The sequence below is a fragment of the Sediminibacillus terrae genome, assembly GCF_009602435.1.
Classification (GTDB): domain Bacteria; phylum Bacillota; class Bacilli; order Bacillales; family Amphibacillaceae; genus Sediminibacillus; species Sediminibacillus terrae.
The window spans coordinates 75,512-101,791 of sequence record NZ_VZDQ01000026.1 but is presented as its reverse complement, the minus strand read 5'-3'; the positions used below and the strand labels follow the sequence as shown (position 1 = coordinate 101,791).

The window sequence follows — 26,280 nt, the reverse complement described above, 5'->3', positions numbered from 1 at the left end:
GGGAATAAACCGATGGCTGAAAAAGAGGAAAAATTTTATCTGGTACGAAGTGACATTCTTCCGGACGCCATGAAAAAAACTATTGAGGCAAAAGCACTCATTGAACGCGGCAAGGTGGAATCTGTATTCGACGCGGTGAAACAAGTCGATTTGTCGCGGAGTGCTTTTTATAAGTATCGGGATGCAGTATTTCCTTTCCAGGCAATGGTAAAAGAGCGGATGATCACCTTGTTTTTCCACTTGGAAGACAGGGCAGGAACATTGTCCAACCTGCTGGATACGGTAGCAAAAGCAGGGGGGAATATTTTGACCATCCACCAGACGATTCCGCTTCAAGGAAAGGCCAATGTGACATTGTCCTTGAATACTTCCGCCATGACTGTTCAAATCGAGACGTTGATTCAACAATTGAAACGGCTTGATTTTGTCGATAAAGTGGAAATATTAAGTTCTGGTGCTTAGAACAGGGGGAAGCATGTTGACGACGAAGAAAATAGGGTATTTGGGGCCAAAAGGGACTTTTACAAAAATTGCAGTAGATTCCCTTTTTAATGGAGAAGAAAAAGCGGATTTTGCGACCATTCCTGAATGTATGGACGCTGTCGAGCATGGAGCAATCGACATAGCTGTCGTGCCATTGGAAAATGCGATTGAAGGAACGGTACACTTGACGATTGACTATATGATTCATCAAGTCAGACTTCCTATCGTTGCAGAAATTGTTGTTCCGATCAAGCAGCACCTCCTGGTGAACGAAAGAGCGACCGGGTCTTTGTCGGATATAGCTCATGTATATTCGCACAGCCATGCAATTGCACAATGTCATCAATTTTTGCATAAACAACTGCAGCAGGCGGATGTGCATTACACCACTTCTACAGGAAAGGCAGCAGAGATGGTTGCAGCATCCGATCCGACAGCTGCTGCAATTGGCAACAAGCTTGCTGCAAAGGAATATGGATTAACAATCCTGGCAGAGGATATTCATGATTATCCGAATAATCATACAAGGTTTGCGGTGTTATCGAAACAAGAGGAACCGCTAATCAGCAATGGTCATGTGGCAGGTACGCAAAAAACAACATTGTTGATTACGCTCCCAAGCGATTATGCGGGTGCATTGCACCAGGTGTTGTCTGCTTTTGCCTGGCGGAAAATGAACCTATCCAAAATCGAATCTCGACCGATGAAGACAGGCCTGGGAAATTATTATTTCATCATTGATGTCAACCAGGCATATGACCAAGTGTTGTTTCCCGGGGTGAAGGCCGAATTGGAGGCGTTGGGCTGTAAAGTGACACTCCTCGGTACATATCCCGTCTACCAAATGAATATGTAAAAGTAGTTTTGCTGCCGGCAGGGATGATGCAAGTCATTCCGGCCGGCAGCTTGTATTTTTTGGGCATATTTTTCATGATCATCGAATATTTCATCAACCTTTCTGGGGCATTCGCATATGTTGTATGGAATTGTTCTGTAATTCAGGCTCGTTAGTGTCTGCCATAATTATACAGAAGGGAGTTTCAGTATTGAGAATTCATGTAGTGCAAAAAGGAGAAACATTGTGGGAAATAGCCAAAAAGTATGGAGTGGATTTTGAAGAACTGAAGCAGGTGAATTCTCACCTGTCCAACCCGGATATGATCATGCCGGGGATGAAAATCAAGATACCGGGCAATTCTGTTCAAGTTAAACAAGAGGGAAGTTTAGATAAGGAAATGCAGCAATACCCTCCGCAAACAGCACAACAAAAACAGAAGAAGAAGCAACAGGAAAGCCAGCAGAAGCCCAAGGAAAAAGAAAAGCCGGATACACAGCCACAGGCTGGCAAGCAGCCTGCAAAGCATCCTTGGAAGGATACTTCGCCAAAAGCATTTCCGGTGATCAAGGAAGATGACCATAAGAAACCTCTTTCTAAAATGATGGACGTTCCGAAAGTGCCCATGATGGAACAGCACATGGAAAAGTTTCCGATCAATATGACAGTGCCGAAAAAGCCGTCCTATGAGTCGCCAAAAAAACACGAGGATAAAAAATGGAAACAGGAAAAACCGACCTATGAAATGCCTGCACATACAATGCCGGCACAACAGCCGATGCCTTTCAACTGTTATCAACCGATGCCATACTGTATCCCGATGCAGCCTATGACCATGCCGGTACATCATTATCCGATGGGTGATATGATGCCTTGTGGGCCGCAATTCGGGGTGGAGAATATGACGGCCGGTCATTCTTTTTCTTACCCTGCTGTGCAAGGTGTCTCGCAGGGGATGGAAGACTTGATGGAATCCTCATCTTCAATGGAAATGCCACAGATGCCGCAAAATGTGGCAGGAACGCACACTGACGATTGCGGTTGCGGGGGTTCATCCCTCATGGGGCAGTACGCCGATCCGAATCAGTTCATGGCTGGAAATCCAGGTCAGCAATGGCCGGGTTATGGTTATCCTGGATTTATGCCGCAGCAAGGCATGCAGCCTTACGGTGGGCAAATGATGCCACAGCAAATGTATCCATCCCACCAACAGTTCCAACCCCAACAGCCATATACAGGGATGACGAATTTCAACCCACCATATCCACCTTATTCCCGGGAGGAAGAAGAAGAGAGTGAATAAGCCAGAACTTAGAGACGAAGCCTTCAAGGCTCGTCTCTCTTCCTTTTTACAAAAGAGGGCAAACTTGTACCTGAAAAAAGTAAGTTTCCTGAAGAACTCTGTTTTCGCTATCCGTGATGAACATGGCCGGGAGTATATTCTGAAAGGAATCAGGCAAATAGCATCAGTACAGCAACAACTCGATTTTCAAGTCGCTTATGCTGCTTCGGGCATTGTCAGGTTTGTCCATTTTCCAAATGGGGAACTCTTTTTATATGAATATGGTTACTATTGGCTTTTAATGCCTCACCGGGCGGGAAAGTCTCTTCATTTCGCCGACAAGCAGGACAGAGAAATGGCGGTAAAGGCCCTCCGTAATTTTCATTCGGCAGCCAGGGGAATTAACGTGTCGGATCCAGTCATCCGGCCGCCGCTGTTGTACAAGTGGGAAAATCGGTTGCAAAAGTTTTCCAAAACCCGAGTTCTCTTTGATAATGCTGGAAAGGGTAGCTTGGCCAGGGAAATCATCGACAGGACGACCGCCCTTTTGGAACAGTTGCGGAAGGATGTCGACTGGTATGCAATAGAAAAAAAGGCAGTAGATCTACACTGTTGGACGCACGGCGATGTCGCTTCCCACAATTTTTTACGGACAAAATCGGGAACAGTGGAAGTCATCGACTTTGATTTGCTCAGTCTGGCTCCGGAAAGTTACGACTGGATTCAAATTGGCCAGCGTTTTTTGTCTTACATCAATTATGATGTAAATCAATTATGCAGGAATGTTTTCCCGGAAAATGAAGAGGAACTTAAGTTTATTTTGCAAGGTGTCGGTATACCGGTCGATTTGCTCAGAGAATGGTTGTTGTTTTTGCGGAAACAACCGTCACGGCAGCAAGTGTCCGATTTTATGGACGATTTGGAGGATAAATGGGAAAAGCGGGTTAAATTTGTGAAAGAAGTTCAAATTGTGCTAACATAAATTATTATCAAATGGGAGGAGACTTACGATGCAGGAAAAAGTAGAAAAGATTGTAGCATGGCTGCAGGAAAAAATCGAAGAATCCGGAGTGAAAGGGTTACTGGTAGGCGTAAGCGGCGGCATTGATTCAGCCGTGGTGGCACATCTGATAAAACGTGCGGCACCATATCACTCACTCGGTGTAATACTCCCCTGCAAAAGCAACCCGCAGGACATGGAAGATGCCAAGAAGGTAATTGACAGTTGTGGAATCGACTCTTTAACCGTTGATTTGTCAGAAACACATGATGTATTGTTCAACAATATCCAAAAACAGCTCAACGACCAGCAGTCCGTCAATCCGGATAACCAGCATTTGGCAGATGCCAACTTACGCGCCCGTCTGCGCATGAGCACTTTATATGCTTTGGCGGCGAATTATCAATACTTAGTGGTTGGAACAGACAACGCAGCAGAATTTTATACGGGTTATTTTACCAAGTATGGGGATGGCGGCGTTGATTTGGTACCTTTAGTAAGCCTAGGCAAAGGTGAAGTCCGGGAAATGGCGGAATATTTAGGTGTACCCGATGACATTGTCCATAAACAGCCTAGTGCTGGACTATGGGAAGGACAAACCGACGAGAATGAAATGGGAACGACTTACGAGAAAATCGACAAATATTTGAAAGGTGGAGAAATTCCGCAAAAGGATAAAGATATTATTGAGCGGCTTCACAAAAAGTCAGCTCATAAGCGGGAAATCGCACCGGGACCATCCTTGTAACAGTTCCTCCCAGAATATAACTGATTAAAAAATCTTCCTTATCTCATTATAAAGGTAAGGGAGGTTTTTTTATTGAGTAAATTTTTATTGTTCGCTTTTGGCTGTGTGGTTCTTATGGTTGCAGCGGGGTGTGCAGATCAGCAGGAAGAAGGACAAATGATCAGTGAGGACATGGAAGACTCCACTATGCCGATCGACTATAGTACCCACGATGAGGCCGAACGGAAATTGGATGATGAAGGCAATCGAAACGGCGGGCAGGAAGAGGCGCAGGATTATACCGGCTACCAGGAGAACCTGCCGCCTGGCCAGCGTCATTTAGGCGGATTTTACAACAAATTGTCTCAATCCATTACCGAAGACCTAAATCGACTGGATGAAGTCAAGCTTGCCCAAGTTTACGTTACCGATCAACGTGTCATCGTTTCTCTTACCTTGAACCAGGAGTATGATGATAATGCTGCATCGATAGCAGACAAGGTTTACAGCAAAGTGGAACGCCAAGCTGAAGGAAAAGAGGTTCTCGTTTATACTGGAGACATCTATTGGAACCAAATGAGAGATCGAGATGCCAAGGAACTGGTAAGATGAGACGATATAACAGATTTTTGCCTTTGTGCAGTATTCGCTGTGGCAAGGGCTTTTTTGCGCTGGGAAGAAGACAGTAATGGCAACAATCCCGATTTATGATGGTTGGAACCCCCAGCGTGAGGATTTGAACTGGTTCTTACATGGTAAAATGATGCAGGCTTTCTGTTTAATCGGAGGCTCAAAATCCCTTGTTTATCATTCCGTGCTCTTGATAGAAATTGCGCAGTGGTTGTAATAGGAAGTTCCATTGCCTATTCAAAAAGCGTGTGCTAATCAACGCTTCGGTAGCATACTTCGCTTTCCGCGGGCACGGCTTCAGCTAACTTGGTAAAGAAAATCGCTTTACCAAGTGGATCTTCAGCTCGCCCTGTTCCCGCAGGAGTCTGCGTATGCTCCCTGCGCTAAGGAGCAGGCTGATTAAAGAAAGCGTAGACTTTTTCCTTGAGAACCAACAAGCCATCTTAAAAACGTTTGTCAGGAAATGTGTACTTCTTTTCTCCTGTTCTTGGACTTTCTACTTGTTTTCCCAGCTAAGTCTTTTGATGATACGGTGCATGGAGTATTATGATTAAAAATTTCGAGTCCACGCGTTTCTAAACAGAAAGCTGTTCCTAGCGAAGAAAACACCCGGAGACTCCAGCGGGAGGAAAGGCCTCGGTGAGATCCCGCAGAGCGTCAGCTCGAGGAAGCTCACCAGCCGCCCTCGGAAAGCGCAGGGTATTTTCGCAGCGCCGAGTCCCATCTTAACGACTATAGGAGGGCTAGAAAGGCGCATTCAAACAATGTCACAATTTATATCTTTTGTGTAAAAGCCAAAAGCAATTATTCTCTACTAATACAGACTCCGGGGATATAAATATTTATAAGCATAAAATTTTATGTTATAGTAATAAAGGAATTTTTTCTCAACTTTTACTTGCAGGCAATGTCCTGACTGAATTATTCAGCATTAAGAGAGGAGAATGTCCTATGGCTGGTCATTCTAAATGGAAAAATATACAACGACGCAAGAATGCACAGGATGCAAAGCGCGGCAAAATATTTATGAAGATGGCGAAGGAAATATTCGTCGCAGCGAAACAGGGCGGTGGAGATCCGGAAATGAACCCGTCACTCCGCTTGGCTGTAGATAAAGCAAAAGCAAATAACATGCCAAATGATAATATCGATCGCGCGATAAAAAAAGCGACCGGTGACTTGGAAGGCGTAAACTATGAAGAAATGACATATGAAGGCTACGGACCAGGCGGAGTTGCTGTGATGGTGAAAGCTTTGACAGATAATAAAAATCGGACTGCATCTGAAGTGCGCTATGCTTTTAATAAAAACGGCGGGAACCTCGGAGAAAACGGCTGTGTTGCATTCATGTTCGACCGAAAGGGTTATCTCGTCATCGATAGAAGTACAACGGATGCGGACGAGGATGAAATGCTGTTGGCAGTCATAGAAGCTGGTGCAGAAGAAATGGAAACGACGGACGATGTTTTTGAAATCTATACGGATCCGGAAAGCTTTGCTGAAGTGAAAAATCAATTGGAAGCCGATGGTTATACTTTTTCAACGGCAGAATTGACGATGATACCACAGACGCTCTCACCGCTCGGTGAAGACGAAGCGAAACAGATGATACGTCTGGTAGATATGCTGGAAGATAACGAAGACGTTCAGGACGTTTACCATAACCTTGATGCAGACGAGGAAATTCTTGCCCGATTATAAAGTGATTCTTAACCGGCGTTTTTATAGGAAACTGCCGGTTTTTCTGTGCGCTGACCACTCTTCCTCAGGATAAAAAGTGTGGAAAATGGCCAAACTGTCAAATAGAGGTTTGGCTATTTTAAAATATGGGGTGGATAGTGTGAGACAACGACGAAAGCTTTTTGTCTGTTACAAGGCAGTTATGGGAATAGCCGGTGTATTCCTGTTGTTTGGTATACTGATACATTCAACTGGCGGACGGACGACTCAAGTCTTGGCACAAGAAGAGCAAGCTGCACCAAAAGAACCATTGGTATTGGAAGTGACCCTGCAAAAGCAATACATGGACGGACATGTAGAAAAAAGCACCCATGAGGAAAAAATATGGGCGATGGAAGATTTCTGGTCGTATTATCATGATTGGAAGGTAGTCGAACAGCAGGAAGGAAAGGTTGTTTTAAAAAAAGAAATTGCTGACATTTCACCGTACATGAAGGAACATGGTTACTTCGGCTTATCTGACAACCAATTGGCGATATTTGAAGGACTGCCTATCCATGAACAAGTGATACAATCCTTTTATCAGATCGATACGGGTGAGCTGGAGAGTTACCAGCGGCAAAGGCTTCAGAACGGTATCAAAATTGATTCCAAACAAGTTTACCAGTATGTTCTGGAGGCTTATCGAGGTATGGCTCCCCAGCGTTCAGTCAACAGTTAATGGAGGGTTCCGGTTTTCAGCCGGAATCCTTTTTATCATGATTCGTGAATCTCCCCATAGTCACCAAGTAAGCTTAGATAGAAAACAGTTATACGAACATACGCTTGTATGGTAAGATAGATACAGGCTATTGTGGATAGGGGAGAATAATCACGATGATCGCATACATAAAGGGAAATTTGGAAGCAGTGAATGAAGAAGCTGTAGTAGTGGAAGCGAATGGGGTTGGTTATGAAATTATTTGTGCAAATCCATTCGCATTTCAGGATTCTTTAGGTGAGCAAGTACTGATTTATACGTATCATTACGTCAGAGAAGATAATCAAACATTGTTTGGTTTTAAAAAAACAGATGACAAATTATTGTTCTCCAAACTGCTGAATGTATCAGGAATTGGTCCGAAAGGGGCGTTGGCCGTTCTTGCTTCTGTGCGGGTGGAAGAATTCGTATCGGCTATCGAAAGGGAAGACGATAAGTTTTTGACTCAATTTCCGGGTATCGGCAAAAAAACAGCACGCCAAATGATCCTTGACTTGAAGGGGAAGCTGCCTGATGGATTTGCGGCTGTCGCACTCGAAACTGCCGACCGTTCTTCGGAAGCAGATGCTCTCCAGGGACAAAACAACGCCTTGGAGGAAGCAGTTGCCGCCATGAAAGCACTGGGATATTCGGAACGCGAAGTAAAAGCAATCGTACCGACATTGAAACAGGAACACCATGAAAATTCCGATCCGTATATCCGTAAAGGATTGGCTTTGTTGATGAAATAAGTGCCTGTTGTATAAATGGATCAGCCAGAGAGAACTTCTTATTGATAAAGGGGAGATAACGTGGAAGAACGAATGATTTCCGGCGAATTGCAGGAAGACGATCAGTCGATGGAGCTTAGCCTGCGTCCGATCAATCTTGCCCAGTATATTGGACAGGATAAGGCAAAGGGTAATTTGCGCATCTTTATAGAAGCAGCCAGAATGAGAAATGAGCCGCTTGATCACGTTTTACTTTACGGACCTCCCGGACTTGGGAAAACGACATTGGCTTCCATCATAGCCAACGAAATGGGGGTGCAATTCCGTACGACCTCAGGACCCGCGATCGAGCGGGCGGGTGACCTTGCAGCGATACTTTCTTCATTGGAGGCCGGAGATGTTTTGTTCATCGACGAAATCCACCGGCTGCCCCGGGCGGTAGAAGAAATTCTTTATCCTGCCATGGAGGATTTTTGCCTTGATATTGTCATAGGCTCCGGTTCCAGTGCCCGCTCTGTACGGCTTGATTTACCGCCGTTCACGCTTGTCGGGGCTACGACCCGTGCAGGGTTGCTGACAGCTCCGTTGCGCGATCGGTTTGGTGTTCTCAGTCGTTTGGAATATTATGAAACAAAAGACCTGTGTGCCATTGTGGAAAGAACAGCAGAGATCTTCCAAGTAGGAATCGAAAAAGAAGCAGCAATTGAAATCGCCAGAAGGTCCAGAGGTACACCGCGGATTGCCAATAGGCTGCTAAAAAGGGTAAGGGACATATCACAGGTGCAAGGTGAGCAGGTCATTTCACAACAAACAACCAAAACGGCGTTGGAAATGCTTCAAGTAGATGCTGCCGGCCTGGATCATATCGACCATAAATTACTGCTGGGCATCATCGATGGATTTAACGGTGGTCCAGTCGGATTGGACACCATCTCGGCGACTATTGGGGAAGAATCCCAGACAATAGAAGATGTGTATGAACCGTTCCTTCTTCAGACCGGGTTCATTCAGCGGACGCCGAGGGGCAGGCAGGTCACTGCCAAAGCATATCACCATTTCAACCGGGAGGTGCCGAAAGCTTGACCGGAATGGGAAAACTATTTATTGTAATAGGAGTCGTTTTTATTATCATTGGATTGCTGTGGGGGATATTCGGCAGGCTTCCTGGCGATATTAGTTTTAAAAAAGGGAATGTGTCCTTTCACTTTCCGATCATGACTTCAATTTTGGTCAGTATCATCTTATCGGTGATTTTATTTATCATAGGGAAATTCCGATAACATAGTAAGGAGATTGACAATGGATATAAATGATTTTGATTTTGACTTGCCTGAGGAATTAATCGCACAAACGCCATTGGAGGATCGGACAGCGTCCCGTTTGCTTGTGATGGACCGTCTGAATCAGACAATCAGTCATCAACACTTTTCGAACGTGATTGACTATTTATCACCTGGCGATTGCCTTGTATTGAATGATACCAAAGTTTTGCCGGCCAGGCTCTATGGCAGTAAACAGGATACGGGTGGAAAAATAGAAGTTTTGCTGCTACATCAACAACAACAGGATGAGTGGGAAGTGCTTGCTAAGCCCGCAAAGAAAATTAAAGAAGGAACAGTCATCTTATTTGGAGACGGTCAACTGCGAGCCGTTTGCACCGGAATCAAAGAGCACGGTGGAAGGATTGTCCGCTTCGAATACGACGGGATTTTTCTGGAAGTGCTCGAACAGCTTGGCGAAATGCCGCTCCCTCCATACATAAAGGAGCAGCTGCCGGATAAAGACAGGTATCAAACGGTTTATGCAAAAGAAGAAGGCTCGGCGGCAGCACCAACAGCCGGACTTCATTTTACCGAGGAATTGCTTGAACGGATTAAAGAGAAGGGTGTCGAGCTTGCCTTCGTCACCCTGCATGTCGGTTTGGGAACTTTTCGGCCGGTGAGTGTCGACAGCATTGAAGAACATGACATGCATAGTGAGTTTTATCACATGTCCAAGGAAACCGCTGATCAGTTGAATAGAATCAAAGCGGCTGGTGGAAAAATCATTTCAGTCGGGACGACTTCGACAAGAACACTGGAAACCATCACCCGGGACAATGGCGGGGTATTCACACAAGCAAGCGGATGGACGGATATCTTCATTTATCCCCCTTACCGTTTTACGGCGATTGACGGGCTCATCACGAATTTCCATCTTCCGAAATCGACATTGATCATGCTGGTAAGTGCGCTGGCGGGAAAGGATTTTATCCTGAAAGCGTATCGTGAAGCAGTAGATCAACGATACCGTTTTTTCAGCTTCGGAGACGCAATGCTGATTGTATAAGCTATTATAGAAGACAAAGAAAGGGTGCAGTTAATGCCAATCACCTATGAACATATCAAAACATGCAAACAGACAGGAGCCCGCCTGGGGCGTGTGCATACACCCCACGGTTCGTTTGATACACCGATGTTTATGCCGGTCGGAACCCTTGCGACAGTAAAGACGATGAGCCCTGAAGAGTTGGAGGAGATGGGGGCTAAAATCATTCTTTCCAATACTTATCATTTATGGCTGCGTCCCGGTGAAGACATTGTTGAAGAGGCAGGAGGCCTGCATAAATTCATGAACTGGGATGGTGCCATTTTGACCGACTCAGGTGGTTTTCAGGTCTTCAGTCTCAGTGATTTACGGGATATCGAGGAACAAGGGGTTCATTTCCGGAATCATATCAGTGGGGAAAAGTTGTTTTTATCTCCTGAAAAAGCAATTCAAATCCAGAATTCTCTAGGATCGGATATCATGATGGCATTTGACGAATGTCCTCCGTATCCAGCGTCCCACAATTATATGAAAGCATCAGTGGAAAGGACAAGCAGGTGGGCAGAACGCTGTCTGGAGGCACATAAACGCCCGGGAGAGCAGGGGTTGTTCGGTATTGTGCAGGGTGGTGAGTACGAAGAACTCCGTCGTCAAAGTGCCCGGGATCTTACCTCGCTTGATTTTTCCGGTTATGCGGTCGGAGGATTGTCTGTCGGAGAGCCGAAAGATGTCATGAATAAAGTGCTGGAGTTTACTACTCCGATGCTGCCGACAAACAAACCGCGTTACCTGATGGGAGTGGGATCGCCCGATTCATTGATCGACGGGGCGATCCGGGGAATAGACATGTTTGATTGTGTGCTTCCTACTAGGGTTGCAAGAAATGGAACGTGTATGACTTCCAACGGCAGACTGGTTGTCCGAAATGCGAAGTATGCACGGGATTTCGGTCCGTTGGATCCAAATTGCAGCTGTCATGTTTGCCGAAATTATTCCCGCGCTTATATCCGGCATCTCATTAAAGCTAACGAAACATTCGGCTTTCGTTTAACTACTTACCATAATCTTTATTTTCTGTTAGAATTAATGATGCAAGTCCGCGAAGCGATAAAAGAAGATCGTCTTGGCGATTTCAGAGAGGAATTCTTTGAACAATATGGTTTTAACAAACCGAATGCAAAAAACTTTTAGAAGGGAGGAAATACGATGGATATTTTAGCATCATTAGCACCGATCATATTAATGTTCGTTATTTTTTATTTCCTTTTGATTCGTCCACAGCAAAAGAAGCAAAAGCAAGTACGCCAAATGCAGTCAGATCTAAAAAAAGGGGATAAAGTCATCACGATTGGCGGCATGCATGGAACGGTGCATGCGCTGGACGAGGGTACGCTTGTTTTGACTACCCAGGATGGTACAAAGATTACATACGACCGTTCCGCGGTAAGAGATGTAGTTTCCCAAGATTAAAATCAAATTTTTGTTTTACAAACTCCGATTTGCTTCCTTGTATAAAGGGGCATCGGAGTTTTTTTTGTTCTTCTCCCGTGACCTCATCATTTGTGAAAAAAAGGACCGGATGACTCATTCCTGAACCAAAGAAATTTTTGAAAATGAAAAGAAACAAGACTGGAAGCTGCATCCGGCCTTGTCCTTCTGAAAGAAACTTTTCTTCCATTCCTCTTGCATCGTCTCAACTATCTACTTGGAAGACGTATTGTCTTCTGTGCTTAAGTTGACACCCAGCATGCCTCCGATTAGCGATGCAGCTAAAAAACCACCATAATGAACGAGCTGCTCCAATCTGATGCCCGTACGGTATCCGAGGTATTGATACAGCAAAACAAAAAGGATAAACCCCAGTCCTGTCAGGCCACCCAATATCCAACCCTTTTCTTTTCCTTTCAGACCAGAAATAAGCCCACCGATGAACAGTGCCGCAATACTGATTGCGATAGTCGTCCAGTTCAATGCATTTGCCCCAAAACTGGTGAACTTCAAAAGAATGGATAAAATCAGGCTTGCTGCCAAGATAATTCCCAATGCTGTAATCCATCCATAAAGAAGTGCGGTCATTCGTGTCCGTGCCATCTGATTACCTCCCTATGTGTTTGTCCCTTTTGTAACAGCTTATTCGGGGTTTTTTAAATTAGAATTAAATATTTGCCCAAGCTCTGAATACATTCTTAGTAATGGATTTTTAAAAGGAAGCTCGATCAGGCATTTTCGTGGGGAAGGGGAGAAATGCATGTCTGCTGTGGTAGCCATTGCGGTATTCATCATCAGTTACTTTTTCATTATGACCGAGAAAATCAACCGGGCGCTTGTTGCTTTATCAGGAGGGGTCCTGCTTCTTCTGACAGGCATTTACCGTTGGGAAGATGCTTATACACATTACATCGATTGGAATACGATTGCTTTATTGTTTTCGATGATGGTACTCGTGTCCATCACGAAAAAAACGGGACTGTTTGAATTTATTGCAATTGCTTTTGCCCAGAGAGTGCATGGTGCTCCCATTCCGCTGCTGGTTGGTTGTTCTGTCCTTACAGCGCTTGGGTCTGCCTTGCTTGATAATGTGACAACCGTACTCCTGTTTGTTCCGATTGTTTTGACATTGACCAGGCTGTTGCAGCTTCCGTCATTTCCCTATTTGTTGACAATCATCTTCAGCGCCAATATCGGAGGAACCGCCACTTTGATCGGGGATCCGCCAAACATCATGATCGGCCAGGCGGTAGAGCATTTAACCTTCCTGTCGTTTATTGTTCATTTAGGGCCTGTTGTCGTTTTACTGTTTTCAGTCATGATGATTTCAGTTGTCATTTTATTTCGCAATAAGTTGAAGAAAAACGAGGACCGCATTGATCAGTTGATGGGAATGGTTGGAACAGCCTATTTAAAAAAGACACCGATGCTTTATCAATCGGTAACGGTTCTATTACTGACAATCACCGGATTCTTGCTTCATCCGGTGTTCCATATTGAATTGACCACAGTAGCAGTAGCAGGGGCACTCTTACTGCTTCTTCTCACTGACAAAGAAGCTGGTACAGAAAAAGTGTTTCAAGAGGTAGAATGGATCACTTTGTTTTTCTTCATCGGATTATTCATGTTAGTCGGTGGATTGGAGAGAGTCGGAGTCATCGATGAACTGGCCAGGGGAATCATGATACTGACAGAAGGGGATCTGCCCTTCACGGCGTTGCTGATTTTATGGACGGCGGGTTTGTTCTCAGGGATTATCGATAATATCCCGTTCGTAGCTGCTATGATCCCGGTGGTGAAGGAATTTCAATCGTACGGAATGGCGAACTTGGATCCGCTGTGGTGGTCATTGGCACTGGGGGCTTGTCTGGGGGGGAATGGAACATTGATCGGGGCTTCTGCCAACGTCGTGGTAGCGGGTCTTGCAGAGGGAAATGGGCAGCGTATCCCTTTTATCAAATTTCTTTGTTATGGGATTCCACTCGTGCTCGTTTCGTTAATCGTATCAACCATATATATTTATTTTCGCTATCTCGTTCCTTTCCAGCAGAGCTTGTAAGCAAGCGTCATCTGCAGCATAAAATCCAGTCTATTAGCAATAATAGCTATAACTGTGATTTTGGGAAGTGATTTGATTATGGATATCGAACTTGGGAAGATAATATTCCGCACTGTTTTCACCTATTTAATTATCGTGGTGATTTTTCGTTTGATGGGAAAACGGGAAATCGGAGAATTAAGCCTTTTGGATATCGTCGTATTTATCATGATTGGGGAAATGGCGGTATTCGCCATCGAGGAACCGAAGTCGAATATCGCCCAAGCTATCATACCCATGGCTGTTTTGATGGTCATTCAACGCTTTACTGCCTGGGCGTCCTTGAAAAATCAACGATTTCGTGGATGGTTTGAAGGCAAACCTTCTGTGATTATTTCGAAAGGGAAAATCGATGAACATGAAATGCGGAAACAACGTTACAATTTTAATGATTTGATGCAGCAACTGCGGGAAAACGGCACAAAGAGTATCCATGATGTAGAATTTGCGATTCTTGAAGCGTCCGGAAAACTATCCATATTTGAAAAGTCGGATAATGACAAGGAGGGTATATCATCAGAGGGATACGTAGTACCCATGATCGTAGACGGGAAAATTCAATATGATTCTCTGGAAAAAATAGATAGAACCAAGGATTGGCTCATTGAGGAAGTGAAAAAGCGAGATCTCACAGTCGAAGAGGTCTCTTTTTGCAGTATCGACAAAGATGATCAAATTTATATCGATATAAAAAACGAAAAAAAATAGAAAATGTCATGGGTTTTGGCAGTGAAGAACCTGTTCCAGAGCTGCACTTTCCACGGTTGCATGGAGAGGGCCAGCCCGGGCTTATTAGCGGTCCGCGGTCTGACCGGTCCCTTTTTTATCGAGGAGGGGTGACTCACCTGATTTTGTCGCCATGCCATGGCAGGCTTTATCCTATTTACGGATCAAACGGTTCAGAAGCGGGAATTGACGCAGCTCGGCCATCGATAAAAATTTAAATTGAAACAATAAAACGAGATAAAAGATTCCCAGAACTAAAAGGATGGCAAGAAAAATCAACAAATTGTCCGCATATCCTGGAATTAACTGCTTCAGCAGATTTCCTGCCCACCAGGTAATGGCAAACAAACAGACCATTTTCAGAAAATCCAGCCAAGGCAGTTTGAAGGAAATGACTTTGATCAAAGTAGCCATATGGAGCATAGTACCAAGAACGACACCTACAATCATTCCCAAGGCAACCCCCATGATCCCGAATTGAGGATTGGTAGCAAAAATGACCAAGACTGCAAATTTCACCCCTGTGCTGATGATGCTGTTCCACATTGCTTCTTTTGCATAATTCAATGCTTGCAGTGCTGCGTTTAAAGGGAACTGCACATACAGCATGACGAAGAATGGGGCCATTAAAATCAAAAATCGGCTTGCACTGCTGGTTCCATACATGAATTCCAGAATCGGGACCGAAAAAAGCATCAGGATCACTGTCGCCAAAGCACCAGAAGCAAAAGAAATCCGGATCGCCTGATGAATGCGATAGTGAACGAGTTGGCTGTTTTGTTTCGCGTCTGCTTCACTGATGTTCGGCACCATGGCGACAGCGAGCGAATGGGTGATGAAGGTAGGCATGAACAGTAATGGAAGAGCATATCCCGTAAGCGAACCATAAAGTTTTGTCGCAGCTACAGTATGAAATCCTGCAATGGCCAGACTTTGTGAAACGAGAATCGGTTCGAGAAAATTGGAAACAGAACCCACAAGGCGGCTCCCGGTTCCGGGCAAGGCAATCGACATGAGTTCATTGAATGTCGTTCTTCCGGATTTGATATAGTGGAGGATGTCAGCCCGCAACTTGATACGCTTCTTCGTTTTAAACATGCGCAGCATGAAAAACAACGAGCAAAGTTCTCCGACAATAACAGAAAACATGGCACCTGCCGCGGCGAATTCCACTCCATAAGGAAGAAACAATTTAACTAAAAATGAAACACAGCAAATCCTGACAATCTGTTCAATGACTTGAGCGTAGCTCTGTGGTTTCATGTTTTGTCTTCCCTGGAAGTATCCACGGATGACAGAGGAAACAGCCGAAATCGGAACCATCGGGCTGATTGCGAGCAACGGATAAAGCGTCCGTTCATCCGTTAAGAACTTTGTCGCTACTATCGGAGCGATCAAAATCAATCCGACGAGGAAAATGACGCTAAGTGTCCCGGTAATAGTCAGAGAAATAATTAGAATACGTTTGATCTTTTTGAGATCACCATGTGCTTCTGCCTCTGCTACCCGTTTTGAAATAGCTATCGGCAGTCCGAACTGGGTGAGTGTATAGACGAGAAACAAGGTAGGAAGAGCCATCATATACAGGCCTATCCCTTCCTCCCCCATTAATCTTGCAACGATGATGCGGTTGATAAAGCCTAAGAATCTGGTGATCATACCGGCTGCTATCAAAATCAGGGTCCCCTGAAGAAATGTTTGCTTGGTCACAAGTAACGACCTGCCTTCTCAAATTTTTATAATTCATATACAATGAATGTATATGCAAGGTGGTTGGCCAAGCATGACAGGCAGGTACAAAAATTATCAAAAGCTAGAGGGGGCGCACCAGTGGCGGAGGAAAAACTAGTTGATGAATGGAAAAAAGAAATGGAATTGATACTGGAAAGCAAAGTGGAAGAATTTCAATTGATGGGGTACTCCAGGGCGACTTCTCTGGATGTATGGAATTGTCTCAAGAAGAAGGTATGGAAAGGCAATCCCCCCAAGCGTGTCCATGAGGTTGTGGGAGATATTTTTCATTTGAGTTCAAACATTTATATGAGTTATTTAACCGTTCAAGCTTATCAAGACGACGATTTAATGGCATCCATTGCCGCTTTATCCGGTCCTGTTGAAGAAGAAGGATAGGAATAGTCCATTGACCTTCATGTAAATAATTTCTATAATGTTCCTATGTGTTGTTTGATATGAAACATTAATGAAAAAAGGATCCAGGCGATTTAGCCGGTCACAAATTAGCTGTATTTGCTGTTAGAGCGGATGGAGTATGAGGAGGCACAAACAGGATGGTTAAAAGAGGCAGAATCGTTGCCTTTTTTCTAATCGTGTTGATTTTTGCAGGGACGATTGGGACAACGATTACAGGTATAACCAAGGATATCAAGCTAGGCCTTGATTTGCAGGGCGGTTTTGAAGTGTTATATGAAGTGGAGACACTGGATGGTGATTCGGATGTCAGCATGGAAACGTTGGAAGCGACGACGGAAGCGCTCCGTGAACGTGTCGATGTTCTAGGTGTCAATGAACCGAATTTCAATATTGAGGAGCCGAACCGGATTCGGGTACAGCTCGCGGGAGTGGACGACCAGAATGAGGCAAGGGAGTTGCTCTCAACTTCAGCCCAATTATCATTTCGTGATGTCAATGATAAAGAATACTTAAACGGAGATGACTTAAAAGAGAACAGCGCTCGGCAGGACTTTGATCCAAACACCAATCAGCCGATCGTTACTCTTCAGTTGAAGGACCCTTCAAAATTTGCAGACGTTACGAGGGAAATCTCGCAAATGCCTGATAACCGTCTGGTGATCTGGATGGATTATGAAGAAGGAGATTCATTTGAGGAAGAATCAAAGAAAGAAGATCCCAAGTATATTTCCGCTCCGGCAGTCAATCAGACATTGAATACATCGAATGTTCAAATCAGCGGTAACTTCACAGTTGATTCTGCCCAACGGTTGGCAGATATTTTAAATGCCGGTTCATTGCCGGTAAATTTAAATGAGGTGTATTCTACCTCAGTGGGAGCACAATTTGGACAACAGGCACTTGATAAAACAGTTTTTGCCGGTTTTATCGGAGTAGCGCTCATTTTCTTGTTTATGATGGTCTACTACCGTTTCCCTGGTGTGATTGCTTCCATTACATTGAGCATTTATATTTACTTGATCCTGCTTGTATTTGAATGGATGAACGGGGTGTTGACTTTACCCGGAATCGCTGCTCTGATACTAGGGGTAGGGATGGCGGTCGATGCCAACATCATCACCTATGAACGGATCAAGGAGGAATTGAAATCCGGTAAATCGGTACAATCCGCATTCAAAGCCGGTAACAAAAATTCCCTGTCGACGATTCTCGATGCCAATATCACCACGATGATTGCGGCGGCAGTGTTATTTATTTTCGGGACAAGTTCGGTCAAGGGATTTGCCACTATGTTGATTATCAGCATATTGGTCAGCTTTATTACAGCAGTTTATGGAACAAGGCTGTTTCTTGGTCTTTGGGTAAACAGCCGTTTTCTAAATAAACGTCCTGGCTGGTTTGGCGTGAAATCCAAAGATATACAAGACAAGGACAATACCGATGAGGTAGAACCGAAGCTATTCGGGCGCACATTTGATTTGGTGAGCCATCGTAAAAAGTTCTTTTCGCTCTCCCTTATTCTTGTCCTTGCCGGTGTAATTTGTCTGGCCGTTTTCCGGTTGAACCTCGGGATCGACTTTACGGCGGGATCCAGAGTGGAAGTTCTTGCCGATACAAGTCTGACTCAGGAAGCAATCGAAGAAGATTTTGAAGAACTCGGACATTCCCCGGAACAAATCGTCATTTCCGGAGATGATAACGACATCGCAGTGGCAAGGTTCGATACAGTCCTGTCTCAGGACGAAGTAGGAGAATTCCAAGACTATTTCAGTGATCAATACGGGAACAATCCAAGCGTTAGTACGGTGTCGCCTGTAGTTGGACAGGAGCTCGCCAAAAACGCTGTGATGGCAGTGTTGTATGCCGCGCTATGCATCATCGTTTATGTGACAATCCGTTTTGAATTTTTCTTTGCACTTACAGCGATCATCGCTTTGCTGCATGATGCATTTTTCATCGTGGCGTTGTTCAGCATTACGAGATTGGAATTCGATATTACGATTATCGCTGCGATACTGACAATAGTCGGTTATTCGATCAACGATACTATTGTTACATTTGATCGGATCAGGGAAAACCTGAAGCTTAAGAAACGGGTGAAATCGTTCGGAGAGCTAGCGAAAATCGTCAACCGCAGCTTAATGCAAACCCTGGCGAGAAGCTTCAATACGGTTATTACAGTGGTGTTTGCCGCTGTTATGCTGCTGGTGTTCGGTGCATCCTCGATTACTAACTTTTCCTTTGCGTTAGTTGTCGGGCTAATTGCCGGAACCTATTCGTCATTATTTATTGCAGCCCAGCTTTGGTTGATTTTCCGTGGAAGAAATATCAAAGAAAAACCAATTAACTATGTGAAGAAAAAACAAACAGGCGGACCGCAGGTTTAAGGTGCCTCTCTGTGGGACACGGCCACAGCTGACTTGGTCTTGAAAACCCAGTTGACCATGAGACTTCGGCTGGCGCTGATCCCGCAGGCGTCACCACCGAACGCTCATCTTGGAATTGACAGAGGTAGAACGAAAAAGCGTGATTTTCTTTGATTTTTAAAAGAAAGTCACGCTTTTTTCTAATACATAAAAGGGAGGGATTCGATGTTAGACCGTCCATTATCCATGAATTTAAGCCAGTATGAAGGGCTTTACGATATGGTGGTCCCTAAGGACCATCTTCTTCGGGAAATCAAGGAGCTTATCGATTCGATTTTTCCTTCGTTTATGACGAACTGAAGGACAAATACTGTCATGACAATGGACGGAACGCTGTTCATCCCCTTCGTATGCTCCAATACCTCCTCTTGAAAACCATGTGTACATTGTCTGCTGGAAATCTCGTGGAACGCGCTCAGGTCGACTTGTCCTTCAAATGTTTCCTTGAGATGGTACCAGAAGATGACTTCTTTGATCCCAGCTTATTAGCTTACTTCCGTCGTAGTGAAACGAATGAAGGAATAGAGGGCAAAAATCACTTAAAATTAGATAAAGAGACCGGGACAAAAGCATGGCCGCCAAATCAAATACCGAAATAATTCTAACTACCAATCAAATTCGTTCGGTTTTCGTTTTATATTCTCGTTATATCCTGTTGTTTGATGTGTGCTTCGAATCGCTACGGCAAGATACTACGCGTTCCACGGGCACGGCTTCAACCTCCTCAGAAAGTAAAAAACGCTTTCTTGCGGGATTTTCAGCTCGTGCTGTTCCCGTTGGAGTTTCCGTATCTTGCCTTCGCTACGTTTTTGTGCTCTGATTTCTACTTTATCAAGACAAGATGACCAGACGGTATTCTTTTATTGGTTGATAGGTATCTAAACAGAGGAGAAGACAAAAAATAAGTACGGAGGTTCCTTTATTCTTTGGAAACTGGACAATTGCATAATAAGGAAAAGAAGTACACCTGGTCTCCATGCGGCTTCGCTTTCTATCCGCAAGGACATGAGGCAAAACGGAAAACACACCTGAAGAAGGTATCTCATTCTTTGCCAAGTTAGCTGAAGCCGTGTCCGCGGTAAGCGAAGTACCTTGCCGGAGTGGAAAGTTGCACTTTTATAGGGTCAGTGGCGTCACTGAATTACGAGGGTTTTTTTTCTACTTAGGTTGGGAAGTATATCTTTAACCGGTGTTTATAACCTCTATCATGCAGTAAAGGAGGAAACAAATGAAAGGGCAAAGCTATATCATCCTTGCACTCATATTTGCATTGATTGTGGCGATTTTCGCTGTTATTAATGTCGAACCTGTAGAAGTCGACTACTTATTCGGAACCGGAAATGCACCATTGATCCTGGTCATCTTGATATCTGTCTTGATGGGGGGATTGATCACGGCTGCCGTGGGCTGGGTCAAAGTGCTTCGATTGCAAAAGGAAGTCCGCTCGTTGAAAAAGAAAAACGAACAACTCGACGAACCTGTTGCCGAGCCGGCTTCGATGGAAGAAAGCACGGAACAAGACCAGAAAGAAGCAATGTCCAATCACAAAGAATGAGGGAAGATACGAAAAAAATCCATTTGCTCCCCCTGATTCACTCTAGTATAATAAGTGGGTCAGGGGTGAATTTATGTTACAAAGCCAAGCAAATTGGAAGTTTACATATAACGATTCAGATGAAGGTATCGATTTTACAGAAGAATTTTCCTTGGCTCCTTTAACCGAGCGTCTGTTGTTTCAAAGAGGCATCGTTTCAAAGGAGCAGGTGAAAAAATTCCTTCATCCAAGTCTTGAGGACCTACATGATCCGACGTTGATGAATGACATCAGCAAAGCTGGTGAAAGAGTCCATCAAGCCATAGCGGATGGAGAAAAAATTCTTGTTTTTGGAGACTATGATGCAGATGGTGTAAGCTCGACTGCGGTCATGCTAGAGGCACTTCGGGAGTTGGGAGCGGACTGTACTTTTTACATTCCCAATCGCTTTACCGAAGGATACGGACCCAATGGACAAGCCTTCCGGAAGGCGAAAACGGAGGGTGTAAACTTGATCATCACTGTGGATACGGGGATTGCTGCAGTCGAAGAGGCGGAAATCGCCAAAGAAATCGGTTTGGACTTGATCATAACCGACCACCATGAAGTGCAGGATCAGCTTCCTGATGCGCTGGCAATCGTGCATCCCAAATGTTCCACTGATTATCCATTTCAGGAACTTGCCGGTGTAGGAGTAGCTTTTAAATTCGCCCAGCAGTTACTTGGCTATTTTCCCAAGCAATTGTTGGATTTGGCTGTGATAGGGACCATCGCTGATTTGGTGCCGCTGGTCAATGAAAACAGAGTGCTGGCCAAATTCGGCTTGAAAGCAATCTCGCAATCAAACCGTCCAGGAATTAAAGCTTTGAAGAAGGTTTGTAATATAGAGGGCGATATTACCGAAGAACATATCGGTTTTTTTATTGGCCCGAGAATCAACGCGGTGGGAAGGCTTCAGGATGCGGATATGGCCGTGGATTTGCTGCTTACACAGGATGGTGCCGAGGCGGAGGAACTGGCAGGATTCATCCAGGAATTGAATCAGGAAAGGCAAAAAATAGTTGCCGACATTGCTAAAGAAGCGGAAGCATTGGTAGAAGCGGGTGACACGGGAGAACATGTCATTGTGGCTGCGAAAGAGGGATGGAATGAAGGAGTTTTGGGGATTGTTGCATCAAAACTCGTAAGGAAATATGATCGGCCTGCAATTGTCTTATCCATTAACGCTGACAAAAACCAGGCCAAGGGATCGGCAAGAAGTATCGATGCTTTTGATTTGTTCAACAACTGTATGGAAATCAGGGAAACCTTTACGCATTTTGGCGGGCACGCACAGGCTGCCGGTATGACGTTGCCGGTGGAAAATCTCCCGGCACTCCGGAATCTCTTGAACGATGCGGCTGCCAATAAACTTACGGAAGAGGACTACAAACAGTCATTGACAATAGATTCGACCGTCGATATCGAAGAGTTGGATGTCTCGATCATAAAAGAGGTCAATAAATTAGCTCCATTCGGAATGAGCAACCCCAAACCGTTGTTCCATGTTCAAGCTAAACCTGCAGAAATAAGGCTTATCGGAAGCCAGCAAAATCATCTGAAGTTTTCCTTCCAGGGAGAACAAAAAAAATTGGACGGCATCGCTTTCGGTATGGGCGAACTCTACAGTAAAATCTCTCCTCGTTCCGTTATTGATGTGATTGGAGAGCTGGAGATTAATGAATGGAATGGAAAACAAAAAGTACAGCTAATGGTTAAAGATTTAGCAGTACATGCCTGGCAGCTTTTCGATTATCGCGGGTCCAGACACCTCTCAAAGCAAATTCCACTGGAACTTTTCCAGGAAAGTCTGGCTGTCTGTTTTCATGAGGAATCAATTAAACAACGTATTCCAGCTGAAGTCAACCCGTCGCTTTATAGCGAGGACAAGCTGTCTCGCTGGGAGCAGGAAAATATCGAAAGCTTGATTTTGCTCGACTTGCCTGAGCGTTTGGGGGATTTAGAGCAACTGTTGTCCCGGTTGAAACCAGGCAAAATTTTTGCTTGTTTCTATGAAAAAGACGGACGTTTTCTGGAAGTGCTCCCGAGCCGTGAGGATTTCAAGTGGTTTTATGCCATGGTGTTGAAGAGAAAACAATTCGATATGAATACAGAATTGGATATGCTCGCGAAGCATAAAGGCTGGAAGCCGGAAAAGATAAAATTCATCAGCCAAGTGTTTTTTGAATTGGAATTTGTTAAAATAGAGGATGGTCTGCTGAAAACCAATCCGAATCCAGCAAAAAAAGATTTGACCGAAGCGCCTGCATATCAAAAGATGCAAAACAGGCTGGAAATAGAGAAAAAACTTTATTATTCATCTTATGATGAATTGAAAGCTTGGTTCGATCCATTTATGGAAAAGAGCGGATCACCTAAGGAGGAAGTAAGCCATGGATTATAAAAAATACATCACCGTCGTAGAAGATTGGCCGAAAGAGGGAGTAAGATTCAAAGATATCACGACTCTTATGGATAATGGGACTGCCTATAAGGCTGCAGTGGATGAGATTGTCGAGTACTCCCGCACGAAAGAAATCGATTTGGTGGTGGGACCGGAAGCAAGAGGGTTCATTGTCGGCTGTCCTGTTTCATATGCGTTGGAAGTCGGTTTCGCCCCTGTCAGAAAAGAAGGCAAGCTGCCGCGCGAAGTGATCAAAGTCGATTACGGTCTTGAATATGGAAAAAATGTACTGACAATCCATAAGGATGCCATCAAACCCGGCCAGCGGGTCCTGATTACCGATGATTTGTTGGCAACAGGGGGAACAATCGAAGCGACCATCAAGCTTGTAGAAGAACTGGGGGGTATTGTGGCAGGTTGTGCCTTCTTGATCGAGTTAACTTACTTACATGGCCGGCAGAAGCTGGATGGTTATGATGTCCTTACTTTAATGCAATATTGATATAAGCAAAAAAGAGGAGTGCTCTCAGGAGTACTCCTGTTTAGCTACTATCCGGTTTGTACGGATGGAAAAACTTTTTTTCTTTACTTTTTTTAAGCTTTTTTTATACTAGAAGAAAGCATAAACAGCAAATGATGTTATTTTACACTTTTATTGCAGATTGAACTATCCCTGTTGTATAGCGGAAGCTTTCTTACTTGATTCAGCAATCTGATAGTTTTAGGTTTTGATTCACACAACATTGTCCATTCCAGTGTTCAATAGTAAAAGAAATCAAGGTGATTACATGTCGAAAGATAAAATTTTGACAGCAGAAGATGTCATGGAGCAAGCCGGTACGTATCTTCCTGAAAAAGATGTATCCTTTATCAGAGAAGCATACTACTATGCCGAAAAGGCACATGAAGGCCAGTATCGGCGATCCGGAGAAGCCTATATTATCCACCCCGTACAAGTGGCGGGCATTCTCGTTCATTTGGAACTGGATCCGGAGACAATTGCCGGCGGGTTCTTACATGATGTTGTCGAAGATACCGATGTAACGGTGGAACAGTTAGCTGAAGCGTTCAATGATGAGGTTGCAATGCTTGTGGATGGCGTAACCAAGCTAGGAAAAATCAAGTATAAGTCCAAAGAAGCGCAGCAGGCAGAAAATCACCGTAAAATGTTCGTTGCGATGGCCAAAGACATTCGGGTCATCCTGATCAAACTGGCGGATCGGCTCCACAATATGCGGACGCTGAAACATTTGCCACCCGAGAAGCAGAGACGGATTTCAAATGAGACACTGGAAATATTTTCTCCTTTGGCGCATCGTCTTGGTATTTCCACCATCAAGTGGGAATTAGAAGATACGGCGTTACGATATTTAAATCCTCAACAGTACTATCGAATCGTGCATTTAATGAAACAAAAGCGCGAGGAACGTGAAAACTATATTGAAGAAGTCATGCAGGAAGTGCAAAAGCAGCTGGATGACGTCCATATCAAAGCTGATTTTTCCGGACGGCCGAAGCACTTATATAGTATTTATAAAAAAATGGCCATGCAGAATAAACAGTTTAACGAAATATATGATTTACTGGCTGTCCGGATAATTGTCGACAGCATAAAAGATTGTTATGCCGTACTTGGCATCATCCATACTTGTTGGAAACCAATGCCGGGACGTTTCAAAGATTATATCGCTATGCCGAAACCAAATCTTTATCAGTCCTTGCATACGACCGTGATCGGGCCGAAGGGGGCTCCTCTGGAAGTCCAAATCCGGACAAAGGATATGCACGAAATTGCCGAATTCGGAATCGCCGCTCATTGGGCATATAAAGAAGGAAAACAGCTTGATCAGAATCAAGAGGACTCTGAAGCCAAGTTGAGCTGGTTCCGGGAAATACTGGAATGGCAAAACGAAACACATGATGCAGAAGAGTTCATGGAGTCTTTGAAAGTCGATTTATTTTCCGATATGGTATATGTTTTCACCCCGAAAGGAGATGTGATTGAGCTTCCATCGGGTTCTGTACCTTTGGATTTTGCTTATAAAATCCATACAGAGGTCGGGAACCAAACAATCGGTGCAAAAGTGAATGGCAAGATGGAACCTCTTGACTACCGCCTGCACACTGGAGATATTGTCGAGGTGATGACTTCCAAACATTCTTATGGACCGTCCCAGGACTGGCTAAGTATCACGCAGACATCCCAGGCGAAAAATAAAATCAAACAATTTTTCAAGAAACAGCGCCGCGACGAAAATGTGGTGAAAGGAAAAGAATTGGTCGAAAAAGAAGTGAAGGCTGCAGGTTTCGAACCAAAAGATATTTTAACCGCCGAGAATATTGAAAAAATTGCCGAAAAATTCAACTTCAGCAATGAGGAAGATATGTACGCAGCTGTAGGTTATCAGGGAATCACTGCCGCACAAATCGCCACGCGCCTGACTGAAAAACAGAAGAAACAAAATTTGAAAACCCAGGATTTAGCTGAAACTTTGGAAGGCGTATCCAAAACAGATGTCAAATCAGGGCACGGTAGAAAAAGAGATTCAGGAGTGCGGGTCGCAGGTGTCGACAATCTCCTGGTCCGTTTGTCTAAATGTTGCAATCCAGTCCCGGGTGACGATATTGTCGGTTATATAACGAAAGGCCGTGGTGTTTCCGTTCACCGGACCGACTGCCCTAATATACAGACAGAAGAAGCGCAAGACCGGATTTTAGAGGTGGATTGGGAAAACAATGATGCATTGTCAAAACAATATCATGTAGATTTAGAAATCTCCGGGTTCGATCGGCGGGGATTACTGAATGAGGTATTACAGGCTGTCAATGAAACCAAAACGAACATCATCGGGGTCAACGGGAAATCGGACCGCAATAAGATGGCCCTCATCCATATTACCATCTTGATTCATAACATCAGTCATCTTCGAAAGATAGTGGACAGGCTGAAGCAAATTAAAGATGTTTACACGGTAACAAGAATGTTGCAATAAGGAGTGC

26 protein-coding genes are annotated in these 26,280 nt (G+C 44.4%); 24 read left to right on the top strand and 2 right to left on the bottom strand.

Annotated elements, in window-relative coordinates:
• Positions 1-12 precede the first annotated feature (12 nt).
• The 14 genes from F6X55_RS15770 to yajC all read left to right on the top strand — a co-directional run bounded on the left by F6X55_RS15770 (position 13) and on the right by yajC (position 11,884).
• Positions 13-462, top strand: a complete 450-nt coding sequence (locus F6X55_RS15770; RefSeq protein WP_026569824.1) for an ACT domain-containing protein — start codon at positions 13-15, stop codon at positions 460-462.
• A 13-nt stretch (positions 463-475) separates the two neighbouring features.
• Positions 476-1,339 (top strand): prephenate dehydratase, encoded by an 864-nt coding sequence (pheA, locus tag F6X55_RS15765; RefSeq protein WP_035426676.1) that lies wholly within the window; start codon positions 476-478, stop codon positions 1,337-1,339.
• A gap of 190 nt (positions 1,340-1,529) precedes the next feature.
• A complete protein-coding gene (safA, locus tag F6X55_RS20345) occupies positions 1,530-2,621 on the top strand; it encodes a SafA/ExsA family spore coat assembly protein (protein ID WP_026771121.1) in 1,092 nt (363 codons plus the stop codon).
• Positions 2,614-3,582 (top strand): aminoglycoside phosphotransferase family protein, encoded by a 969-nt coding sequence (locus F6X55_RS15755; protein WP_026569826.1) that lies wholly within the window; start codon positions 2,614-2,616, stop codon positions 3,580-3,582. Before safA ends, F6X55_RS15755 begins: the two co-directional genes overlap by 8 nt.
• A 28-nt stretch (positions 3,583-3,610) precedes the next feature.
• Complete coding sequence (gene nadE, locus F6X55_RS15750; protein WP_153464663.1) at positions 3,611-4,348, top strand: NAD(+) synthase; 738 nt, start codon at positions 3,611-3,613, stop codon at positions 4,346-4,348.
• A 72-nt stretch (positions 4,349-4,420) separates the two neighbouring features.
• Positions 4,421-4,939: a YhcN/YlaJ family sporulation lipoprotein gene (locus F6X55_RS15745; RefSeq protein ID WP_153464661.1), complete on the top strand. Its 519-nt coding sequence runs from the start codon at positions 4,421-4,423 to the stop codon at positions 4,937-4,939.
• Between the two features lie 969 nt (positions 4,940-5,908).
• Positions 5,909-6,658 (top strand): YebC/PmpR family DNA-binding transcriptional regulator, encoded by a 750-nt coding sequence (locus F6X55_RS15740; RefSeq protein ID WP_153464659.1) that lies wholly within the window; start codon positions 5,909-5,911, stop codon positions 6,656-6,658.
• A 139-nt stretch (positions 6,659-6,797) separates the two neighbouring features.
• Complete coding sequence (locus F6X55_RS15735; RefSeq protein WP_051382009.1) at positions 6,798-7,358, top strand: BofC C-terminal domain-containing protein; 561 nt, start codon at positions 6,798-6,800, stop codon at positions 7,356-7,358.
• A gap of 155 nt (positions 7,359-7,513) precedes the next feature.
• The gene (gene ruvA, locus F6X55_RS15730; protein ID WP_026569830.1) at positions 7,514-8,128 is read left to right on the top strand and encodes a Holliday junction branch migration protein RuvA; all 615 of its coding nucleotides are present in this window, start codon (positions 7,514-7,516) and stop codon (positions 8,126-8,128) included.
• 60 nt (positions 8,129-8,188) lie between these two features.
• The gene (gene ruvB, locus F6X55_RS15725; protein ID WP_026569831.1) at positions 8,189-9,190 is read left to right on the top strand and encodes a Holliday junction branch migration DNA helicase RuvB; all 1,002 of its coding nucleotides are present in this window, start codon (positions 8,189-8,191) and stop codon (positions 9,188-9,190) included.
• A gap of 5 nt (positions 9,191-9,195) precedes the next feature.
• Entirely contained in the window at positions 9,196-9,387 is a 192-nt protein-coding gene (locus F6X55_RS15720) for a DUF2905 domain-containing protein (RefSeq protein ID WP_035426777.1), read from the top strand.
• 19 nt (positions 9,388-9,406) lie between these two features.
• Positions 9,407-10,435 carry a tRNA preQ1(34) S-adenosylmethionine ribosyltransferase-isomerase QueA gene (gene queA / locus F6X55_RS15715; protein ID WP_153464655.1) on the top strand — a complete coding sequence of 343 codons (1,029 nt, stop codon included), beginning with the start codon at positions 9,407-9,409 and terminating at the stop codon, positions 10,433-10,435.
• A 33-nt stretch (positions 10,436-10,468) separates the two neighbouring features.
• Positions 10,469-11,605, top strand: a complete 1,137-nt coding sequence (gene tgt, locus F6X55_RS15710) for a tRNA guanosine(34) transglycosylase Tgt (protein ID WP_153464653.1) — start codon at positions 10,469-10,471, stop codon at positions 11,603-11,605.
• A gap of 15 nt (positions 11,606-11,620) precedes the next feature.
• Complete coding sequence (yajC, locus tag F6X55_RS15705) at positions 11,621-11,884, top strand: preprotein translocase subunit YajC (protein WP_026569835.1); 264 nt, start codon at positions 11,621-11,623, stop codon at positions 11,882-11,884.
• A gap of 231 nt (positions 11,885-12,115) precedes the next feature.
• On the opposite strand, the gene F6X55_RS15700 is transcribed toward yajC, so the two are convergent.
• Entirely contained in the window at positions 12,116-12,505 is a 390-nt protein-coding gene (locus tag F6X55_RS15700; protein ID WP_026569836.1) for a TIGR04086 family membrane protein, read from the bottom strand.
• A gap of 157 nt (positions 12,506-12,662) precedes the next feature.
• Between F6X55_RS15700 and F6X55_RS15695 the strand changes: the two genes are divergently transcribed.
• Both F6X55_RS15695 and F6X55_RS15690 read left to right on the top strand, forming a co-directional pair.
• Positions 12,663-13,961, top strand: a complete 1,299-nt coding sequence (locus F6X55_RS15695; protein WP_153464651.1) for an ArsB/NhaD family transporter — start codon at positions 12,663-12,665, stop codon at positions 13,959-13,961.
• Between the two features lie 78 nt (positions 13,962-14,039).
• Complete coding sequence (locus tag F6X55_RS15690; protein WP_035426677.1) at positions 14,040-14,708, top strand: DUF421 domain-containing protein; 669 nt, start codon at positions 14,040-14,042, stop codon at positions 14,706-14,708.
• Between the two features lie 171 nt (positions 14,709-14,879).
• Here F6X55_RS15690 and spoVB read toward each other — a convergent pair whose 3' ends face one another.
• The gene (gene spoVB / locus F6X55_RS15685) at positions 14,880-16,436 is read right to left on the bottom strand and encodes a stage V sporulation protein B (protein WP_153464650.1); all 1,557 of its coding nucleotides are present in this window, start codon (positions 16,434-16,436) and stop codon (positions 14,880-14,882) included.
• A 120-nt stretch (positions 16,437-16,556) separates the two neighbouring features.
• On the opposite strand from spoVB, the gene F6X55_RS15680 reads away from it, so the two are divergent.
• The 8 genes from F6X55_RS15680 (at position 16,557) to F6X55_RS15650 (ending at position 26,273) form a co-directional block, all read left to right on the top strand.
• Entirely contained in the window at positions 16,557-16,856 is a 300-nt protein-coding gene (locus F6X55_RS15680) for a post-transcriptional regulator (RefSeq protein WP_026569840.1), read from the top strand.
• A gap of 158 nt (positions 16,857-17,014) precedes the next feature.
• Entirely contained in the window at positions 17,015-19,264 is a 2,250-nt protein-coding gene (secDF, locus tag F6X55_RS15675; protein ID WP_153464649.1) for a protein translocase subunit SecDF, read from the top strand.
• 204 nt (positions 19,265-19,468) lie between these two features.
• Positions 19,469-19,603 (top strand): hypothetical protein, encoded by a 135-nt coding sequence (locus tag F6X55_RS20430; protein ID WP_419866469.1) that lies wholly within the window; start codon positions 19,469-19,471, stop codon positions 19,601-19,603.
• Entirely contained in the window at positions 19,600-19,902 is a 303-nt protein-coding gene (locus F6X55_RS20425) for a transposase (RefSeq protein WP_474103979.1), read from the top strand. Before F6X55_RS20430 ends, F6X55_RS20425 begins: the two co-directional genes overlap by 4 nt.
• Positions 19,903-20,531: 629 nt before the next feature.
• Complete coding sequence (locus F6X55_RS15665) at positions 20,532-20,858, top strand: LapA family protein (protein ID WP_153464647.1); 327 nt, start codon at positions 20,532-20,534, stop codon at positions 20,856-20,858.
• A gap of 73 nt (positions 20,859-20,931) precedes the next feature.
• Entirely contained in the window at positions 20,932-23,280 is a 2,349-nt protein-coding gene (gene recJ / locus F6X55_RS15660; RefSeq protein WP_153464646.1) for a single-stranded-DNA-specific exonuclease RecJ, read from the top strand.
• Entirely contained in the window at positions 23,270-23,782 is a 513-nt protein-coding gene (locus tag F6X55_RS15655) for an adenine phosphoribosyltransferase (RefSeq protein WP_026569844.1), read from the top strand. The genes recJ and F6X55_RS15655 overlap by 11 nt, the downstream gene beginning before the upstream one ends.
• A 286-nt stretch (positions 23,783-24,068) precedes the next feature.
• Entirely contained in the window at positions 24,069-26,273 is a 2,205-nt protein-coding gene (locus F6X55_RS15650; RefSeq protein WP_026569845.1) for a RelA/SpoT family protein, read from the top strand.
• Positions 26,274-26,280 lie beyond the last annotated feature (7 nt).